General features: G+C 56.4%; 11 protein-coding genes. All 11 read right to left on the bottom strand.

From position 1 onward, the window contains the following. Nucleotides 1-52: 52 nt before the first annotated feature. The 11 genes from HRQ60_RS16995 to HRQ60_RS16945 all read right to left on the bottom strand — a co-directional run bounded on the left by HRQ60_RS16995 (nt 53) and on the right by HRQ60_RS16945 (nt 18555). Nucleotides 53-1408 (bottom strand): glucose-6-phosphate isomerase, encoded by a 1356-nt coding sequence (locus HRQ60_RS16995; RefSeq protein WP_172197767.1) that lies wholly within the window; start codon nt 1406-1408, stop codon nt 53-55. Nucleotides 1409-1720: 312 nt separating this feature from the next. Beyond that, complete coding sequence (gene tkt, locus HRQ60_RS16990; protein ID WP_172197764.1) at nt 1721-3739, bottom strand: transketolase; 2019 nt, start codon at nt 3737-3739, stop codon at nt 1721-1723. A gap of 125 nt (nt 3740-3864) precedes the next feature. Beyond that, entirely contained in the window at nt 3865-5337 is a 1473-nt protein-coding gene (locus HRQ60_RS16985) for a carboxylesterase/lipase family protein (protein ID WP_172197761.1), read from the bottom strand. Nucleotides 5338-5542: 205 nt separating this feature from the next. Continuing rightward, complete coding sequence (locus HRQ60_RS16980) at nt 5543-6520, bottom strand: LacI family DNA-binding transcriptional regulator (protein ID WP_172197758.1); 978 nt, start codon at nt 6518-6520, stop codon at nt 5543-5545. A 99-nt stretch (nt 6521-6619) separates the two neighbouring features. Then, a complete protein-coding gene (locus HRQ60_RS16975; RefSeq protein WP_172197755.1) occupies nt 6620-9973 on the bottom strand; it encodes a GH36-type glycosyl hydrolase domain-containing protein in 3354 nt (1117 codons plus the stop codon). 64 nt (nt 9974-10037) lie between these two features. After that, entirely contained in the window at nt 10038-12206 is a 2169-nt protein-coding gene (locus HRQ60_RS16970; RefSeq protein WP_172197752.1) for a glycoside hydrolase family 3 N-terminal domain-containing protein, read from the bottom strand. A gap of 209 nt (nt 12207-12415) precedes the next feature. After that, on the bottom strand, nt 12416-14029 hold the full coding sequence (locus HRQ60_RS16965; protein ID WP_172197749.1) for a type 2 periplasmic-binding domain-containing protein: 1614 nt from the start codon (nt 14027-14029) through the stop codon (nt 12416-12418). A 69-nt stretch (nt 14030-14098) separates the two neighbouring features. Beyond that, nucleotides 14099-15007 (bottom strand): carbohydrate ABC transporter permease, encoded by a 909-nt coding sequence (locus HRQ60_RS16960; RefSeq protein ID WP_172197747.1) that lies wholly within the window; start codon nt 15005-15007, stop codon nt 14099-14101. An 18-nt stretch (nt 15008-15025) separates the two neighbouring features. After that, entirely contained in the window at nt 15026-15985 is a 960-nt protein-coding gene (locus HRQ60_RS16955; protein WP_172197745.1) for an ABC transporter permease, read from the bottom strand. A 217-nt stretch (nt 15986-16202) separates the two neighbouring features. Further along, nucleotides 16203-17213 (bottom strand): LacI family DNA-binding transcriptional regulator, encoded by a 1011-nt coding sequence (locus HRQ60_RS16950; RefSeq protein WP_172197743.1) that lies wholly within the window; start codon nt 17211-17213, stop codon nt 16203-16205. A 538-nt stretch (nt 17214-17751) separates the two neighbouring features. Next, a complete protein-coding gene (locus HRQ60_RS16945) occupies nt 17752-18555 on the bottom strand; it encodes an alpha/beta hydrolase (protein WP_172197741.1) in 804 nt (267 codons plus the stop codon). Nucleotides 18556-18662 lie beyond the last annotated feature (107 nt).

Below are 18662 nucleotides of genomic sequence, written 5' to 3'. Positions count from 1 at the left end.
AAACAGGAATTCACGCTGACGTAAAGATTCATGTCAGCAATATTCCGCATAATTATTCGGACAGACGCGACTCCAGTTCGGCTTTTTCTTTCTCGAAGCCCGGTTTGCCGAGCAGCGCGAACATGTTTTTCTTGTACGCTTCAACGCCCGGCTGGTCGAACGGGTTCACGCCGAGCAGGTAGCCGCTGATGCCGCAGGCTTTCTCGAAGAAGTATACGAGGTAGCCGAATGTATACGGGCTGAAGTCTTTGATGTTGACGATCAGGTTCGGAACTTGTCCGTCCGTGTGCGCCAGCATCGTGCCCTGGAACGCTTTTTTGTTGACGAAGTCCATCGTTTTGCCCGCAAGGAAGTTCAGGCCGTCCAGATCGTCCGCATCTTCTTCGATCGTGATCTGCTCGGAGACGTTCTCTACCTGGATGACGGTCTCGAAGATGTTGCGGCTGCCTTCTTGAATGAATTGGCCCATCGAGTGCAGGTCGGTCGAGAAATCAACGGAAGACGGATAGATGCCCTTAAAGTCTTTGCCTTCGCTTTCGCCGAACAGCTGCTTCCACCATTCCGATACGAAGTGCAGCGAAGGCTCGTAGTTGACGAGGATTTCCGTGCCTTTGCCTTTGCGGTACAGCGCATTGCGGACAGCCGCGTACTGATACGCTTCGTTCTCGGCCACGTTCGGGTTGGAGAACTCGTCGGATGCGTCTGCCGCACCCTGCATCATCGCGTCGATATCCACGCCGGCAGCCGCGATCGGCAGCAGGCCGACAGCCGTCAGTACGGAGTAGCGTCCGCCTACGTCGTCCGGAATGACGAACGATTCGTATCCTTCTTCGGTCGACAGTTTCTTGAGCGCGCCGCGGGCAGTATCCGTTGTCGCATAGATACGCTTGCGGGCTTCTTCTTTGCCGTACTTTTTCTCAAGCGCCGCGCGGAAAATACGGAAAGCGATCGCCGGTTCCGTCGTTGTGCCGGATTTGGAGATCACGTTGACGGAGAAGTCTTTGCCTTCGACCAACTGCAGCAGGTGCGACAGGTACGTCGAGCTGATGCTGTTGCCCGCGAAGAACACCTGAGGCGTCTTGCGTTGGGACTTATCCTGCACGTTGTAGAACGAGTTCGTCAGCATCTCGATCGCGGCGCGCGCGCCGAGGTACGAACCGCCGATGCCGATCACGATCAGCACTTCGGAATCGCTTTGGATTTTCTCCGCCGCTTTCTTGATGCGGGCGAATTCTTCTTTATCGTAAGCTTTCGGAAGGTCAATCCAGCCGAGGTAATCGGAACCTACGCCCGTTTTGTTGTGAAGCTGTTCGTGGGCGAGCTTGATCGGCTCCGCGAAATAGTCGACTTCGTGTTTTCCGACGAACCCAAGCGCTTTGCTGTAATCGAAATGAACGTTTTTAGCCATAATGAAAAAGCCTCCTCTAAATTTACTGCTTATGCGGTCAAATCTCTCAACATCCAGAACCAGCATACTGGATTTCGGGGGGACTGACAAGCCGAACCTGTCACACTCCGCCGAAGAAAATCGCCTGTTCGGGTCTAACCCGAAAGCGGACTTTTCCATAAAAAACCGCCCCTGTCGTCATCCGGCCGGCGTTCATCACCGGATGCGCTCTTTCGCACGGACGCCGCAGGGGCGGGAGAAGCGTATCCGCCTCGGGCCGGAACCGGTCAAGCCGACAGGCTCCGGTCAGGAAGCGAACAGACGCACTCTGTTTTATTTAAGCAGTTCTTTGATTTTGGACACGACGTTTTCCGGCGTGAATCCGTACTCTTCGATGACTTTGCCGCCCGGAGCGGAAGCGCCGAACGTATCGATACCGAGAATCGCGCCGGCATCGCCGACATAACGTTCCCAGCCGAACGGGCTCGCCATTTCGATCGAAAGACGGGCTTTGACGTCAGGCAGGATTACGGAATCTTTGTAGGCTTTGTCTTGTTTCTCGAACAAATCCCAGCTCGGCATGCTGACTACGCGAACTTGAATGCCTTCTTCGGCCAGTTTGGCCTGTGCCTTGACGGCCAGCTGGACTTCCGAACCCGTTGCGAGGATCTGGGCGGCAGGTTTGCCGTCTTTGGCATCGGATACGACGTAAGCGCCGCGGGACACGCCTTCCCAAGCGCCTTCCACCGTGCCTTCGAGGATCGGCAGGTTTTGGCGGGTCAGCACGAGGGCTACCGGGTTTTCTTTGTTTTGCAGCGAGTATGCCCATGCCGCGGACGTTTCATTGCCGTCAGCCGGACGGATCACCGTCAAGCCCGGAATAATGCGGATGGAAGCCAGCTGTTCGATCGGCTCGTGGGTCGGGCCGTCTTCGCCGACTGCGATACTGTCGTGCGTCAGCACGTAAGTGACCGGCAGCTTCATAAGGGAAGCGAGACGGATTGCCGGACGCAGGTAATCGGTGAATACGAAGAACGTACCGCCGAAGACTTTGATCCCGCCGTGCAGAGCGATACCGTTCATCGCACCGGCCATGCCGAACTCGCGCACCCCGTAGTAGATGTTGCGGCCCGCACGATCCTGCGGCGTAAACACGGTCACGTCGTTCAGGTGCGTCATGGTCGAACTTTCCAGGTCGGCCGATCCGCCGAACAGCTGAGGCACGTTGTGCACAACGCCGTTCAGGGCTTTGCCGGAAGCGACGCGTGTCGAAAGATCTTTGTCGTCTGTCGTGTACTTCGGCAGTTCCTTGTCCCATTGAACCGGCAGATCGCTGTTGAAAGCCATCAGGAATTGAGCGGCCAGTTCAGGGTTTTCGCTTTGGAATTTCTCGAACTGATCGTCCCAAATTTTGTTGGCCAACTCGCCTTTTTCTTTGACTTGGGCGAAGTGTTCGCGAACTTCTTCAGGCACGTAGAAGTTTTCTTCGTGAACCCACTCGTAGAATTCTTTGGTCAGTTTGACTTCGTCAGAACCGAGCGGGGAACCGTGAGGACCCGCATGGCCGCCTTTACCCTGTTTGTTAGGGCTGCCGTAACCGATGATCGTTTTGACTTCGATCAGCGTCGGGCGTCCCGTATCGACTTTGGCGGATTCGATCGCTTTGGCGATCGCTTCCAGGTCGTTGCCGTCCTCGACACGAAGAACCTGCCAGCCGTAACCTTCAAAGCGCTTTTGTACGCTCTCGGAGAACGACAGCGAAGCTTCGCCGTCCAGCGTGATATCGTTGGAATCGTACAGCATGATCAGTTTGCCCAGCTGCATATGGCCGGCCATGGAAGCCGCTTCATGCGAAACGCCTTCCATCAGGTCGCCGTCGCCGCAGATCGCGTACGTATAATGGTCGATCAGTTTGTAGTCGCCTTTGTTGTAGACGGATGCCGTATGCGTTTCCGCAATCGCCATGCCGACTGCCATGGCTACGCCTTGGCCCAGAGGTCCTGTCGTTGCGTCAACGCCCGCGGTATGGCCGAACTCCGGGTGACCCGGCGTTTTGCTTCCCCATTGGCGGAACTGTTTGATCTCGTCCATCGGCAGATCGTAGCCCGACAGGTGCAGCAGGCTGTATAGCAGCATCGAACCGTGCCCTGCGGACAGGACAAAGCGATCCCGGTTTACCCAGGTCGGGTTGGACGGGTTGTGGTTCATTGTTTTGGCGAAAAGTTGGTAGCCCATCGGTGCAGAGCCCATCGGCATGCCCGGGTGGCCGGAATTCGCTTTCTCGATCGCATCGATCGAAAGGGTCCGTACGGTAGCAATCGACAAATCGTCGATTTTAATATTGTTAGCCATGTTCTTATATCCTCCTCGGTCGTTTCCGGCAGAACCGCAAACGGATTGTGAAGACTCCTGTGGTCCAGTATATCATTTTGAAACATTCATTTCCATAGGATTCGAAACAAAGCCGGAAATTTGAACTAATTCGATACGTTCAGGCCAAACAGCCGCTCCCGCTTTTCACGTTCCGGATCCTGCTGGGGCACGATCGAAGTATCGAAAATCATCGTCGTGCGGCTCTGTGCATCGTAAGGTTCCCACGTCAGTATCGGGGTCGAAGGACTGCCGGAAGCCGCGAAAGCCTGCCAGGCCCCGCGCATGGCGTCGGACAGATTCTGCATGGCCGGCTCCAGGCGGATGCCCATGCGCGGCAGAAGAACCATGTTGCCGAACATGAACGGAATCTCGGCGGCATGCACCGCTTTGCCGAAGAAAACGTGACCCGGCAGCGTCCAGTCGAATCGGTACATCCATACGGGAGCATACTGCGCCTGCGCCTGAGCGAAAGCCAGAGCCGACCGCCAGAAATACAGATCGGTCATCGCGTCGGCTTGACCTTCAAGCGTGGCGGGATAACGCAGCAGCCATTCTCCGACATCTTCCGCCCCGGTCAGAGCGCGAAGCATACCGGTGAAACCTTCCGTTCCCATCCGCTGCGATTCGTCCATGAAAAAGAAATGCCCTTCGTCGCGATTGGTGCCGATGATCAGCGGAATGCCTGCGGCTTCGCCCGCGGATACCGCCTCCAGCGGTTCGACCGGCAGCGTCGCCGGCTCGACGACCGGCTGGAACGGCAGCGACGGAAGCTCTTCGCCGCTTTCTTCCAGTCCGGCTGCGGCAATAAGCAGTTCTTCCGGCGATACCGCTTTGAGCCGTTCGAGATTGCCTCCGTCCACGCCCAGGCGGCGAAGAAACGCGGCGGATACGCTCTCGGCCGCGGCCGCAGGCAGACATTGGGCTCCGCCGCTTTGCATCACGGCTTGATGGAACAACCCTTTGGCCGTCGGCATGGCCAGCAGAGCGGCAATGCTCATCGATCCGGCGGATTCTCCCATCACCGTTACGCGGCCCGGGTCGCCGCCGAACGCCCCGATATGTTCTTTTACCCATTTTAGCGCCGCCGCCTGATCCAACAGTCCGACATTCGATTCAAATCCTTCTCCAAGCGGAGCAAGATGCAAGAATCCGAGCGGCCCCAAACGGTAATTGACCGTGACGACGATACAATCGCCCCGCAGGGCAAGCTGGGTACCGTCGTAAAGCGGAAGGCTCGAAGCCCCGGAAGTGAAACTTCCTCCGTGAATCCAGACGATGACCGGCAGATTTGTGCGTTCGCCTTCGGGCGCCCATATATTCAAATAGAGGCAATCTTCCGACATGCCGGGGTGATCCGAACCGAACAGCGACGTTTCCGGTGGCTTCGGCTGCGGACAGATCGGCCCGAATGCCAGGGCATCGCGAACCCCTTCCCAACCCTCAGGGGCTTGGGGAACCCGGAAACGCAGTTCTCCCAACGGAGGCTTTGCGTAAGGCACTCCTTTCCACACGCAGGCACCATTCCATGATGCGCCGCGCAGGGCGCCCTGCTTCGTTTCTATCCCTATATTCTCCATCGTCTCTCCTGCCTTTCCCGCATCGAACGACTGATTTCCTGTCTTCCTCTTCATTTAAACATACGGCGCGGGGCCCATTCAAATGAGACGAACGAAAAGATCTTTGTGCGCAGCCCAAAAAGCGCGCTTTCCCCAGACGGGAAAGCGCGCCGAATCCGGCTGCGATGCACGGCCAAACCGCCCAAACGGGTCGGCTGCGGAGCTTCTATACCGACCGCTTCAACGTGCTGACCGAACCGCCTTCGATCAATTTGACCTGCAGGCGTTCATGTTCGATCTGATTGCCGGCCAAAATCTTGAGCAGGTGTTCGGCCGCCGCCGCTCCCCACTTGGCTCGCGAATAATCGACCGTAGCCAATCTCGGCTGCAAATAGCGGGTCAGTTCGATGTTGTCGAATCCGATCAAATGAATATGCTCGCCGACTTTGAGCTTTGTACCGGACAGCGTGTTGCAGATGCCGACCGCCATTTCGTCATTGAGGCAGAATACACCCGCAGGCTCCGTGTACTCTTCGATAAGCTGCTGCGCGGCGAGCGCGCCGCCCTTTTTCTCGAAGTTGCTGCGAATCTCCGTCAGCTTGATCTCCGGATTCTTCTCCGCAATCGCTCTGACGGTCGCAAGGCGCTGGTTTGAGTCGTACGAATCTTCCGGCCCCGTGACCACGTACACGTTGCGGTGTCCGTGATCGAGCAGATAATGCATGGCTGCTTCGGCGCCCGAATGGTTGTCGAGCAGAACCCGGTTGATATTCGGATGGATCAGCTCCCGGTCCAAGACGACGATCCGGTGGCCGCGGTCCGCATAACGCAAAATCTCTTCGCTGTCGAAACCGGAATCCAGAATAATGGCTCCGTCGATCATCCGCTCCGGCAGCATTCGATGCGATTGAATACCGCTGCAGACGATCATATCGTACCCTTCGCGGTTCAGCACATCTTTGATACCGTCCAGCAGATCGCCGTACACGTCGCCGCGAAAATCGGTCAAGAATACGCCAATGATGCGGGACTCTCGCTTCTTGAGCGTGCGCGCCGCAGCGTTCGGTACGTAATTCAGCTCTTCGGCAATCGCCAGGATGCGCGAACTGGTCTCGTCCGTCACCTTGCTGCTGCCGTTTAACGCGTAAGACACCGTCGAAATCGATACTCCCGCCTTTTTGGCGATATCCTTGATACTAACCAATCTGCTCGCTCCCCTGTCTGGTTGCCTTTTTCTACCTATACCCATATAACAGACAACAAAGGCGATCCGTCAAGATCGCCTTGTTGTTTTTCTATAATATTACACGAAAATCTCGATAATGTTGTGTTCGGGAGCCGCCGCAGCTTCAAATTCGGTGCGGCCGATCCGGATTCCGCCTTCGCGGTAGCGGTTATCTCCGGCACGCCCGCCGATTTCCCGACCGTTCAATTTCACGACACCCGAGATGCCCGTGCCGATCCGGTAGACGAATGTCGCCGGAATTCCGTCGTAGCTGAAGTCCAGGTTCAGACCGTCGAGCGAAGCCGGCAGTACCGGATCGACAATCAAATCCCCGCCGTCCTGACGAATGCCGAGCACGTTGCCGATCAGCTGGTTCATGTAGATCCCGGGACCGCTGGAGTAGATTCTCCATCCGCCCTTGACGGCAACGCCGCCGCTTCTCAGTTCGCCGAACCGCTCCTGCGCTTCATAACGGTCGTTGAACTTGCCGTCCGAACTGCTGAAGTACGAGTTGCTCTGACGCAGCTCCGCGTTCGGTACGACGTCTTGGATGCCGACCGGATTGATGATCGCCAGGCCGTTCCAGGTTTCGTCGGCAAGTCCCAGTTTCGCCATCGCTTCAACATAGCGGATATGGGCGTGCACGTACTGCAGCCCGATCTCGCGGCCGAAGTTCGAGGCCTGCTCGGCGCGTTTGAAGTGGGTGCTGACGCCGCCCGCGTATTGAGCTGGACGGTTCATCAGACGCACTCCGTCCGGGCAGTAGAACTCGCGCTTGATCAGTTCGTAATGCGATTTCGCCTGCTCCGGCGTGAGAAGTTCTCCGATCATGCTGCGCGTCATCGGCAGCAGGCGGTAGGAAATGCCCGTCTCCGTATCGCTTGGATGCAGCATCGGCTTCGGCTTGTCCGCTTCTTCCATGTACACGAAGCCCGGAATCACGTCCGTGTTCAGCATGTAACGTCCGAAGTCGGCGCGGATTCCTTCGGCCATCTCGGCCAATTCCTGCGCGAAGGCCGCATCGGCATCCTGCAGCGCGGAGGACAGCACATTAACCGTTTGATACGTCAGCGCAACGGTCCAGCTGCTCACCATATACTGCTTGAGCTGGGCATTCGCCGGCTGGAGCGTATCGTCCCAGTCGCCGTCCCCGTACGAAGACAGGAACGTATCATGCAGGAAATTGTTTTTGATATAGGCGATTTCCTTTTTGGCATGGTCCAGAATCGTATGCTCGTCTTCGGTGAAGCCGAATTCGTGCTTGACGGTATACGGTACTTTTTCCGACAAAATACCGAAGTCCCGCGTCGTTTTGAGATAATCGCCCAATACTTTCAGCGGCCAGACGATGATGTCGCCGTGGCTTTCTTCCTGCTGGATCGCGAAATATTTGTCGAACATGAACCACTGCGGCCATGCGCCGTCGTCTTCGTACTGGTGCGAATAGACGGTCTTTAGAATATCTTTGACCTGTCCGTATTTCTGCGTCGCCATGAAGTATTCCACCGGTCCCTGGCAGACGTCGCGCGTTCCCCATGCCGCTCCGCCGTACTGCTCCAGGCCATGCGGGGACGAATAGTGGACGAGCATGTTATGCGTGTACCACCAGGCCAGCGCGTTCACTTTGAACAGATCTTCGTGGGTGCTGCTGCCGTCTTTGGACAGATTGAATCCATTCATGACGTCTGTGTAGAACGCGCGGTAGTTGACGATTTCTTCGTCCAGCGAACGTTCGGCAAAAGGAATCTCCGCGCCGTCCAGCAGTCCCTGAAGCGTAAGCGTCCAGTTCGCACTCGGTTCGATCGCAAGCGTCACAAGCGAAGCGTCGCCCGGCTCGATCCCTTCGGCAAGTACGGTCTCGTCGCCCACTGTGCTCGAAGCGCCGTCCACTTTCATCCGGAAAGCGAGTTCCGGGTAAGAGCCTGCGCTGAGCGAAGCCGAGTCGGCGGTAAAGGTCAGTACGCCGCCCTGTTCCGTCATATGCAGCGGGAATTCGTATTCGTTCACGTTCATCGTGATCTGCGTCGTCACCAGGTAGCGGTACGCTCTGCCGCTCTGCGAGCTTACGCTCAGGCGCACTTCCGGGCTGTCCACGGTCGTGAAGGCCGTTACGATGATCGTGTCGACTTCCGTCTTGTACGTCCAGCGGACGTAGTTGAATCCGATCTCGAACAGCGACGGCATCGTCAGCAGACGGTACTGTTCTTCAAGCTCGATATAGATCCGCTGCCCGGCCGTTTTCGGCACGTTGAGCGCATTGCGCATATTGCTCATCATTTTGTTGAAGTTGGTGTTGCCCAGAACGACCTGCGAGTTGAACACGCCGTACATGTAGGATGTACTTGCGAGTACCGGCACGCCGAATTCCACGTTTCCGCCGCTCATCAGGATATGGCCGTGCGGCCGCTCGACGAGGCGTTCTTTTTCTTTTAAAACCACATGCTCGTACGTATCCGTGAAGAAAGCCAGCAGTTTGCCGTTCTCGCGTTCTTCCTGGTAGCGGTTCGGGAACAGGCCCGCCACTTCGTCTTCCGTCAGATCAAGCGTCTGCAGCGGTTCGCCGATCGACGGTTTGATCGATACGGGCGGGAGCGATTCCAGCTCGCCGGACGGTTCCGCTTCGTAGGATTCCCAGGCCGACTGCACGTCGCCCGCGAATTCGAGCCCGGAGATCGCGGACGGATGGTCGGCACGGTGCAGACCGTAGAAGACGAAGCGCGCTTCGCCGCTCAACGCCACAAGTTCCGACTGCAGAGCCGTATAAGCGAATTCGTACTGGTACACTTCGTTTGCCAATTGGCCGCGGACCAGCGATTCCGGCACGTTCGTCTCTTTGTACGATTTGCCGAAGAATTGGAAACCGTCGGTCGAGTAACCGGCCGCGCGGGTGAGCGAGCCCTGCTGCATGTACGGGAAAGCTCCGCTCTGCGGCTGGTTCTGGCGGGAGCAGACGACATACCCTCTGCTCTCGTCTTCGAACACCGTGTGGTCGATGTACTGCGACAGATACGCTTCGTTGCTGCGCACCGCGCCCGGATCGGCGTTGCCGACATCCTGGCCGTAGACAAGATCGATATTGACGCCGTCGCCGGAGACTTTTACATCCCAGAACCAGACATCACGATCCGTCACGGCAAACGTAACGGTGTAGTCGACATCCTCGGCGCGTCCTTCCCAGACGATTCTGCGGTCTCCGCGGCTGACTTTGCTCGCCGAACGGATCCCGAGCAGCGGGTAGAAAGAAATGCCGGATTCCCGGTGAAAACGCAGGTACAGATTGGTGAGCGATCCGTCGAGTGGGCTCGACAGCAGCTGATTGAGCATCGTACGACCGCCGAGCGCCTGGTACAGGTCGCCGCTCGGCCAGAAAGTGAAGTTCAGGCTTCCTGCCTGAACGCTGAATTTCGAATTGGGGTTTGCGATCGTCGTCATGAATAAATTCACTCCTATATCTATCGTTTTTCAATCTTGTGCGGATAATTGTGTCGTTCGAAAGTCAGCTGCCTGCCAGTACAAACGAACCGTGCAGCGTATCGAGGCTGCTGCGGCCGACGAAGACGTCGAACCGGCCCGGATCGCTGCGGAAGCTCAGATCCGAATGATGGTAGCGAAGCTGCTCTTCGCCGAGGGTGAAGACCGCGGTTCCCCGCTCGCCCGGTGCCAGATCCAGCTTGACGAAGCCTTTCAGTTCGCGTACCGGACGCACGACTTCGCCGGAGATATCGCGGATATACAGCTGCACGGTCTCGGTACCGGCGCGCTCGCCGGTATTGGTGACGTCGACGCTGACGGTAAGTCGGGAATCGTTCGTCATCTGCTCCGACGACAACTTCAAGCTTCCGTATTCGAACGTCGTATACGACAAGCCGAATCCGAACGGCAGCAGCGGATCGTTCGGCGCGTCGAGATACTGCGACACGTAGCGAACCTGGGCATCTTCCGCTCCAAGCGGACGGCCCGTATTGAAGTGATTGTAATAGACCGGCACTTGGCCGACCGAATGCGGGAAAGACATGCTCAGACGGGCCGACGGATTCACGGCGCCGATCAGGATATCCGCGACCGCCGCTCCGCCTTCGCTCCCCGGGAACCAGGCTTCGACGACGGCGCCGACCTTGTCGTATACGCCGTGCAGATCAAGAGGACGTCCGTTGAACAGGACGGCCGCGGAAGGCTTGCCGATCTCGGCGATCCGGGCAACCAGTTCAAGCTGTGCCTGCGGCAGACGGATATCGGTCCGGCAGCCGGCTTCGCCGCTCATCTCCGAGGCTTCGCCAAGCGCCAATACGATCACATCGGCCTGAGCCGCCGCTTCCAGAGCCAGCCGGAGCTGCTCCGGCGTGCCGGTCTCGATGCCGCAGCCTTCGGCAATGATCAGTTTCCCTTCGCCCAGGCGTTCGGCCAGCGCACTGCCGAGTTTGACGGCATCTTCCGTCGAACCTTCCCAAGACCAAGGCCCCAGAATATCGCCGCTTTGGGCAAAAGGACCGATCAGTGCCACTTTCGCTTCCGGCTTGAGCGGCAGCACACCGTCGTTCTTGAGCAGGACGGTGGATTTCGTCGCCAGTTCGTACGCCGCTTTGCGGTGTTCGGGGCTGAAGACCACTTCCGCTTCGCGCTCGGAACTTGCGCCCCGATGCGGATTGTCGAACAATCCCAGCTTGTTCTTGAGCTGAAGAATGCGCAGGACCGATTCATCGATCAGCGCTTCGTCCACGCTTCCACTGCGTACCAAGCCCGGCAGCTCGTGTACGTAGCAGGCGGTCATCATCTCGATATCGACGCCTGCGCGGATAGCGCGGTAAGCCGCCTCGCGTTCGTCTTCGGCAACGCCGTGCGGGATCAATTCCTTCACGGCGCCCCAGTCGGAGATCAGTACGCCGTCGAACTTCCATTCTTCGCGCAGCAGGCTGCGCATCAATTTCTCGTTGGCGCTGGCCGGAATGCCTTCGATCGTATTGAACGAAGTCATGACCATTTCGCAGCCTTCGTCGAGCGCGGCTTTGTAAGCCGGCAGATAATATTCGCGCAGTTGGCGTTCGGACAGATCGACCGTATTGTAGTCGCGGCCGGCTTCCGAAGCGCCGTAGGCGGCGAAATGCTTCACGCATGCGGCAACGCGCTCGGATTCGTTCTTCAGGTCTTCACCCTGCAGGCCGCGGACGAATGCCCTCGCAAACAGGCTGTTCAGATACGGGTCTTCGCCGGTCGATTCCATAACGCGTCCCCAGCGGGGATCGCGTACCAGGTCGACCATAGGCGCAAAAGTCACATGTATACCGGAGACGGCCGCTTCGCGCGCCGCAATCTCCGCGCTTTTCTCGGCCAGTTCGGTGTCCCAGGAACAGCCGATAGCCAGCGGAACAGGGAAAATGGTCTTGAAGCCGTGCACGATATCCGCCATGAACAGCAGAGGAATACCGTGCGGATTGTTCCGAAGATAAGCTTCCTGTACCGCGATTGCGCCGGACGCGCCCGCGTAGCCCAGGATAGAGCCGCTGCTTGCGACCATGGAATCGGTGATTCCCATCGCCTGCATCGGTCCGGTAATCTGGCCCCCGTCGTTAGCCCCTTCATAGAAAGGTGCGGCGAGCTGGACCAATTGCGCGATTTTTTCTTCTAGCGTCATCGCACCGATCAGATCGAGAAGCTGCTGATTGTCCATACCGAGTCCTCCAAGCCTTCTAAATGTAATGGTTGATTTCTTCATTTACGGCGTGTACGCAAACCGATAGCCTGACTGGGGCTTGCGTACATGCCCTAGAAGAAGAAAACCCGGTTCGTGCGGAACCTCCGCGCGCACCGGGTTTGTCATAAGGCCGGTCCGACAGGCATGATGCCTCCCGGGCCGGAGTGCTGCTGGTTATACCTTTTTTATTTCGCGAATTCTTTGTTCAGTTCGTCAAGAACCGGTTTTACGAGCGACTGCTTGCCGTCTACCCATTTTTTCCAGTTGGCTTCAAGATCGCCAGGCTGCAGAATCAGGTTGGCATATTCAGTTGCGTAATCGAATCCGGCTTGGTCTTTCGATTTGGAGCTGTACAGTTGGAAGTCCCAATCGTAGGCTGCCATAGCGCCGCCTTCGGTGCTCAGGGCCGCTTTTTCTTTGTACAGTTCGACCGAACGGTCGCGGAATTCTTTTTTGATCGCAGGGTTGATGACGCTGAAGTCATCGCCCAATACATACAGACCTTCGAAGCGGCCCGGATATTTGTCTTCCAGCGATTCGCCTTCCGGAATCGTGCTTACGATCTCGCCGTTCTCTTCTTTCCAGTCTTCTCCTTCAAAGCCCAGGTTCAGAATGCGCTGAGCGTCATCCGTTACCGAATATTCGATCATGTCCATGATGCGCTCGAATTTCTCCTGCTTGATATCCGGCGAGAAGATCAGAGCGGACCAGAAGTTGACCTGCTCCAGGTTGCGGTATTTGCCGTCTTCGCCGACGATCAGCGCTTCGTGCACCACTTCGGAGCTGTCCAGGTTCAGGTTCTTTTTCATCGCTTTGTCCATGTCCTGTCTGTAAGAAGCCAGACCGCCCAGACCTGCGATAGCGGAGTTGCCCGTTACGCGGAACGCGTCGCCGCCTTCGCTGTTTTTCCAAGTGTAGAATTCCGGATCAAGCAGACCGTCTTTGTAGGCCTGCTGCATCAATTTGAGACCTGTCAATGTGGATTCGTCGGCAGGACCCCATTTGTATTGGCCGTCTTCGCCTTTGTAGAAGGCGGATTCGACGCGGGAGTGCTCGTTGTTGGCCATCATGAAGCCCGTCAGAAGGTCGCCTGCATTGAACGACATCGGGATCAGCTTGGAACCGACTTTGCCCGGATCTTTTTCTTTGACCAGTTTGGCGTATTCCATGAGTTCGCTGACCGTGTACGCGTCTTTCAGTTCAAAGCCGACTTCTTTGGCCCAGTCTTTGCGGATCGCGATAACGCCGATTTGGTTCAGCAGCGGATCGGCCGGCTGGTTTTTGAAGTAGACCGGTTTAGGCAGAACGTAAGTGCCGCCGACTTTTTCTTCGAGACGGTCGCCGAGACCTGTCGAAGCGTAAGCTTTGGCGGTTTCCGGCCAACGCTCTTTCCAATCGTCCGGGAACTTGTAGAACAGGCCCTGGTCGATATAGTTCATTGCGTCCCCGTTTACGTAGTTCCAGCTTGCGAAGTCCGGCAGGTCGCCGGAGTTGATCCACAGGCGCATTTTTTCCGGCCAGGAATCCCAGTCGATATAGTTGTAATCCCATTTGATATTGAACTTGTCGGTGAAGAATTTGTGGAACTTGTCGTCCATTTTGGCTTTCGATACGTCCGTTACGCTGGCATAAGAGATGGTCAGATTGTCTTTGTACGTTCCATCCTCATTCTTGACATCCGCGGTTCCCGTCTTGGAATCGCCGGAACCGCCGTTGCCGCAGGCCGTTACAAGCACCATCATGACCGACAGTGCAAGCAGAAACAGCGCTTTGACCGAAAACATTTTGTTCGCTTTCATGTTTTACCCCCATTGTTCAATAAGATTTGAAAAGCCTTTTGGTACCCTTGCAAATCTTTTATCGTATCCTCAGGTCTTGATAGCCCCTGTCAATACCCCTTTGGCGAAGTGCTTCTGCAGCAGCGGGAAGAACGCCATGATCGGAACCATGGTCACGAACACCGCCGCCATTTTCATACCCGTCGAGAAAGATTGCGCCACGCCCTGACCGACGCTTGTCGCGTTGGAGGCGTTGGTTTGCGATTCGACGATGATCGCCCGCAGCACGTTCTGCAGCGGAAGCTGATCGGCTTTGCGCAGGAAGATCATGGCGTCGTACCAGCTGTTCCAGAAAGCGACTCCGTAGAACAGGGCGATGGTCGCCATGATCGGAGCAGCCAGCGGGAGAACGATAGAAGCCAGGATTCTCCATTCGCCGGCGCCGTCGAGTCTCGCGGACTCCATCAGCGACTCCGGCAGGCCCTGGAAGTAGTTCATCATCAGAATCATGTTGAAGACGCTGAAGCTTCCTGTCAGAATGACGGCCCAGAGCGAACCGGTCAGATGCAGGTCTCTCATGACCAGGTACAGAGGCACGATGCCGCCGTTGAAGATCATGGTGAACAGAATAAGGAAGAAAATCGGCTTTTTGCCCGGGAATTTCGGGCGGCTGAGGCCGTAGGCCATACTGACCGTCAGGAACAAACTGAGCGGCAGGCCGGCGGCCATCAGTTTAAGCGTATTCCAGTAGCCGGTTCCGATACTTCCGTCCGCGAACAGCGCTTTGTAGGAAGCGAGTGTCGGATCTTTCGGCCACATCAGCAGCGGATTCGCGGCGTATTCTTTTTGCGTCGCGAACGAAATCATGATGACGTTCCAGAACGGAACCAGGATGGACAGGGCGCCGAGCGTCAGGATTACGAAAATGATGTAATCCATCAGGCCCATTCGGCTTGTGCCAACCTTTGCTTTTTTTGTTTTTCTCGCCAAAGTACTCATTGAGTTCGTTCTCCTCTCTTATCGGAACAGGCCGTCTCCGCCCATCCATTTGGCCGCCCGGTCGGCAAGCAGCAGCAGGATCATGTTCACGAGGGAACGGAACAAGCTGACTGCGGTCGAAAAACCGAAGTCGGTCGACGACTGGAACGTAATCCGATAGATATATACGTCGAGCACCTGCGATACATTTTGGGTGGCGGCATTCGCCAAGTTGAAGATCTGATCGAAACCGGAAGACATCAGTCCGCCGACCGACAGAATGAACATGATCGTGACTGTTGGCATGATATTCGGAAGCGTAACCCGGAACATCTGCTGCATCCGAGTCGCACCGTCGATCTGCGCCGCTTCATACTGTTCCTGATCGATACCGGATATGGCCGCCAGGAACACGATCGCACCCCAACCGGTCGATTTCCAGATATCGGTCAGAATAATCATCGGATAGAAGTTCTGTTCGGAACCGAGGAAGTTGATCGTCGGCAGACCGAGCAGCGCCAGCAGGCTGTTGACGAAGCCGTCATACGCCAGCACGTTGATGATAATCCCCGATACGATGATCCACGACAGGAAGTGCGGGAACGTAAAGGCTGTTTGCAGCACTTTCTTGTACCGTCTCATCCGCAGCTCGTTCAGCAGCAGGGCGAGCAGAATCGGGAACGGGAAGGTAATGAACAGTTTGATGATGTTGACGTACAGGGTCCGCCATACGGCATCGATAAATGCGGGATCGCGGAACACGTACATGAAGTTTTCCAAACCTGTCCACTCGCTGCCCCAGATTCCGTCGCTTGCGCGGTAATGCTTGAAAGCCAGCGACAATCCGCCCATTGGCAGATACGAGAACAGGATCAGCCAGATCAAACCGGGAATGAGCAGCGTGTACGTCATTCGGTACTTCCAGATCTCTACGAATAATCTCTTGAACTTCGATTGTTCCCCTTTGGACGAGCCCGGGGATATAGCTGCGGGTTTCACACGACATCTCCTCACTCTACTTGGGTCTGATAATACGTTGAAAAAGAAACGGCCGAGCCGCTGCCGGATTCAGACGAATCGTTTCGATCGGCGTAAAAGAACGGCCGATTCCGCGTGAGCGGTTTCAGTAAGCGTTTGCTTGCGGCGCCAAATCAAAGATTTCGGCGGCCGCTTCATAGCGGAAGAGGCGCCGGGAAGATTCGCTTCCCGGGCTCCTTCAGTTGATCTTCCGGCTGGAGCCGCGCTTGACGAGCATGGATTCGAATACCACATGTCGGTTCGCCGTCTCTCCTCCAATCAGATCGAACAGAATCTCGACACTGACATGGGCCATCTCGACTCCGGGCTGACTGACGGTATCGAGCGACGGATGATAATATTCCGCCATTTCGATGCCGTCGAATCCGACGATCGAAACGTCGCCCGGAATCGATAAACCGGAGGAGAGAACCGCTTTCGCGGCGCCAATCGCAATCGCGTCCGAGGCGGCAAACATGGCCGTAACGCCCAGGTTTTTGTTCAGCAGGCGTTTGGCGGCCGCGAAGCCGAAGCTTGGCGCGTACTCGCAATCTTCAACGAGCGCCGGATCGTATTCGATTCCGTGCTCTTCAAGCGCTTTCTTGTAACCCAGCAGCCGTCGGCTGCCGATCGTGTTCTCCCGGAAAGGAAAACGGGCCAGAAAACAGATGTGGCGATGTCCCAGCGAAATCAGATAGCTTGTCGCTTTGTAGGCGCTCTGCACATCGTCGATCGATACGCTGGAAAAAGCGGACGGATCAACGTCCTTCAAAGTGGTGATCGTGGTCAGGACAAAAGGTACGCCGAGCTGCCGGAACTCTTCTTCGGAATGGTCGTACGTCCCGCCCATAAAAATGACGCCGTACAGATTCTTTTCCTTGATCAGCTGCATGGCCGCACCGACTTCGTCGACTCCGTCTTCAACCTGCTGAATCATCAGCGGGCAGCCCCGGAGATGCACCTGACGTTCGACTTCCTTGATCATGTTGGCGAAAAAGGGATTGGAAATGCCTTTCACCATCAATGCGATCGTGTTGGACTGAATCTTCTTCAAGTTGCGTGCGTTGCTGTTGGGCACATAATTGTACTTCTTGACCACAGACAGCACCCTGGCACGAGTCGTATCGCTGACTACACCGCTGTTGTTGAGCACTCTCGATACCGTAGATATGCCCACGCCGGAAATTTTCGCAATGTCCTTGATGTTCATCTCGTTTGCCGCTTCACCTCGGTTGTAGGACGTCTGTGAGACTTCGCAAGCCTATGCCGTCATGAACGTTTGAAACTCATGGGAAACGTTTCCCGCAAGTCAGGAAACGCTTTCTAGGCTCGTCGAATCGTTTCGATACACATCATAAACCCGAATATTAGAAGTGTCAATACGGTTTTTTTGAAATCCGCAAAACGAAAAACCGCTTTCTGGGAACGAATAGGCTCGTCCTGTCAGTGAAACCGGGTGTTCCGTCAAAATAAGAACGAGTAAGCGGTTCCAATTTGTTTTTTGCATTTATACCGCTGTCAGGAATACCCTCCAATTGAATGTTTCCCTTCTTTCGCAGGAAACGTTTCCACCTCCTTTTCACTGTTCATTCACCTGTCCGAATTTTACTGAATCACCATTTCGCAAAAAAAGGCGCAGCGCAAAACCAGAATCTTTCCACACTTATGCGGGCAAAAAAAGAAGAAGGCGTTCCGCTTCTTGGCGGGGCCTTCTTCCTGCTGTACAAATGCGGTCCGACTCCGTCGGGTCACCCCCGATCGGCAAATCCGTTGAGTGTTAACCACGAGGCGCATTGGCCTGTCCAATGACGGACATGCTGATCCCCGCCGGCTATCCCCATACCGTGTCCGCCCAGAGCATAGACATGCAGATCGAACGGTACGCCGCTGCGCCCAAGAGCCGAAGCGAACAGCAGACTGTTCTCCACCGGTACGAGGCCGTCTTCGGACGTGTGCCACAGGAAAGTCGGCGGCGTATCCGCAGTCACATTGCGTTCGCTCGACAGCGCTTCGATGCCCGCAGGCGATGCATCCGCACCCAGCAGCGCCGTACGCGATCCTGCATGGGTATACGGTTCGCTCAGCGTAATCACCGGATAGCACAGCATCAGCAGATCCGGCCGACTGGAATACCGTTCGATCGGATCGGCCGAATCCGGAGTTCCCGCGTCATACAGCGTTCCGGCCGTCGAAGCCAGGTGTCCGCCGGCCGAGAATCCAAGTACGCCCAGACGGCCGGGATCCACGCCAAACTCTTCCGCGCGGTGGCGCACCGTACGCACGGCGCGCTGCACATCCGACAGCGCACTCGGATACCGGTAAGGGGCTACGCGGTAGCGCAGAACGAAAGCCGAGATTCCCAGCGTGTTCAGCCAGAGCGCAATCGGTTCTCCTTCGTGATCGGCGCGAAACTCATATCCGCCGCCCGGACAAACGATTACGGCCGCCCGGCCGCCTCCTTCCACCAGATAAGGAAAAATCGCAGGTACGTCTTCATCGGTCGTTCCGGCAGCGTTCGGTGCGCCGTCCGGCCATAACATTACGGCATTCATTCGTTCACCCTCCTGAAATTCACTTCTTGCTTCCGTTTTATTATACGCGCCATTGGCCCGACCGAAAGGGGTTTCGGCAAAAATAGAGGCGCTTGGCCTCTGCTCGA

Origin of the sequence: Saccharibacillus qingshengii (assembly GCF_013185195.1) — a bacterium.
In the GTDB taxonomy this organism is placed as follows: Bacteria; Bacillota; Bacilli; order Paenibacillales; family Paenibacillaceae; genus Saccharibacillus; species Saccharibacillus qingshengii.
The sequence above is the reverse complement of the archived record's forward strand: the minus strand, read 5'-3'. Positions and strand labels throughout refer to the sequence as shown.

Bases quoted from the DNA above. Each gene is read 5' to 3' on its own strand.
- HRQ60_RS16995 (WP_172197767.1), bottom strand. From the start codon at position 1,408: ATGGCTAAAAACGTTCATTTCGATTACAGCAAAGCGCTTGGGTTCGTC.
- tkt (WP_172197764.1), bottom strand. From the start codon at position 3,739: ATGGCTAACAATATTAAAATCGACGATTTGTCGATTGCTACCGTACGG.
- HRQ60_RS16985 (WP_172197761.1), bottom strand. From the start codon at position 5,337: ATGGAGAATATAGGGATAGAAACGAAGCAGGGCGCCCTGCGCGGCGCA.
- HRQ60_RS16975 (WP_172197755.1), bottom strand. From the start codon at position 9,973: ATGACGACGATCGCAAACCCCAATTCGAAATTCAGCGTTCAGGCAGGA.
- HRQ60_RS16970 (WP_172197752.1), bottom strand. From the start codon at position 12,206: ATGGACAATCAGCAGCTTCTCGATCTGATCGGTGCGATGACGCTAGAA.
- HRQ60_RS16965 (WP_172197749.1), bottom strand. From the start codon at position 14,029: ATGAAAGCGAACAAAATGTTTTCGGTCAAAGCGCTGTTTCTGCTTGCA.
- HRQ60_RS16960 (WP_172197747.1), bottom strand. From the start codon at position 15,007: ATGAGTACTTTGGCGAGAAAAACAAAAAAAGCAAAGGTTGGCACAAGC.
- HRQ60_RS16950 (WP_172197743.1), bottom strand. From the start codon at position 17,213: ATGAACATCAAGGACATTGCGAAAATTTCCGGCGTGGGCATATCTACG.
- HRQ60_RS16945 (WP_172197741.1), bottom strand. From the start codon at position 18,555: ATGAATGCCGTAATGTTATGGCCGGACGGCGCACCGAACGCTGCCGGA.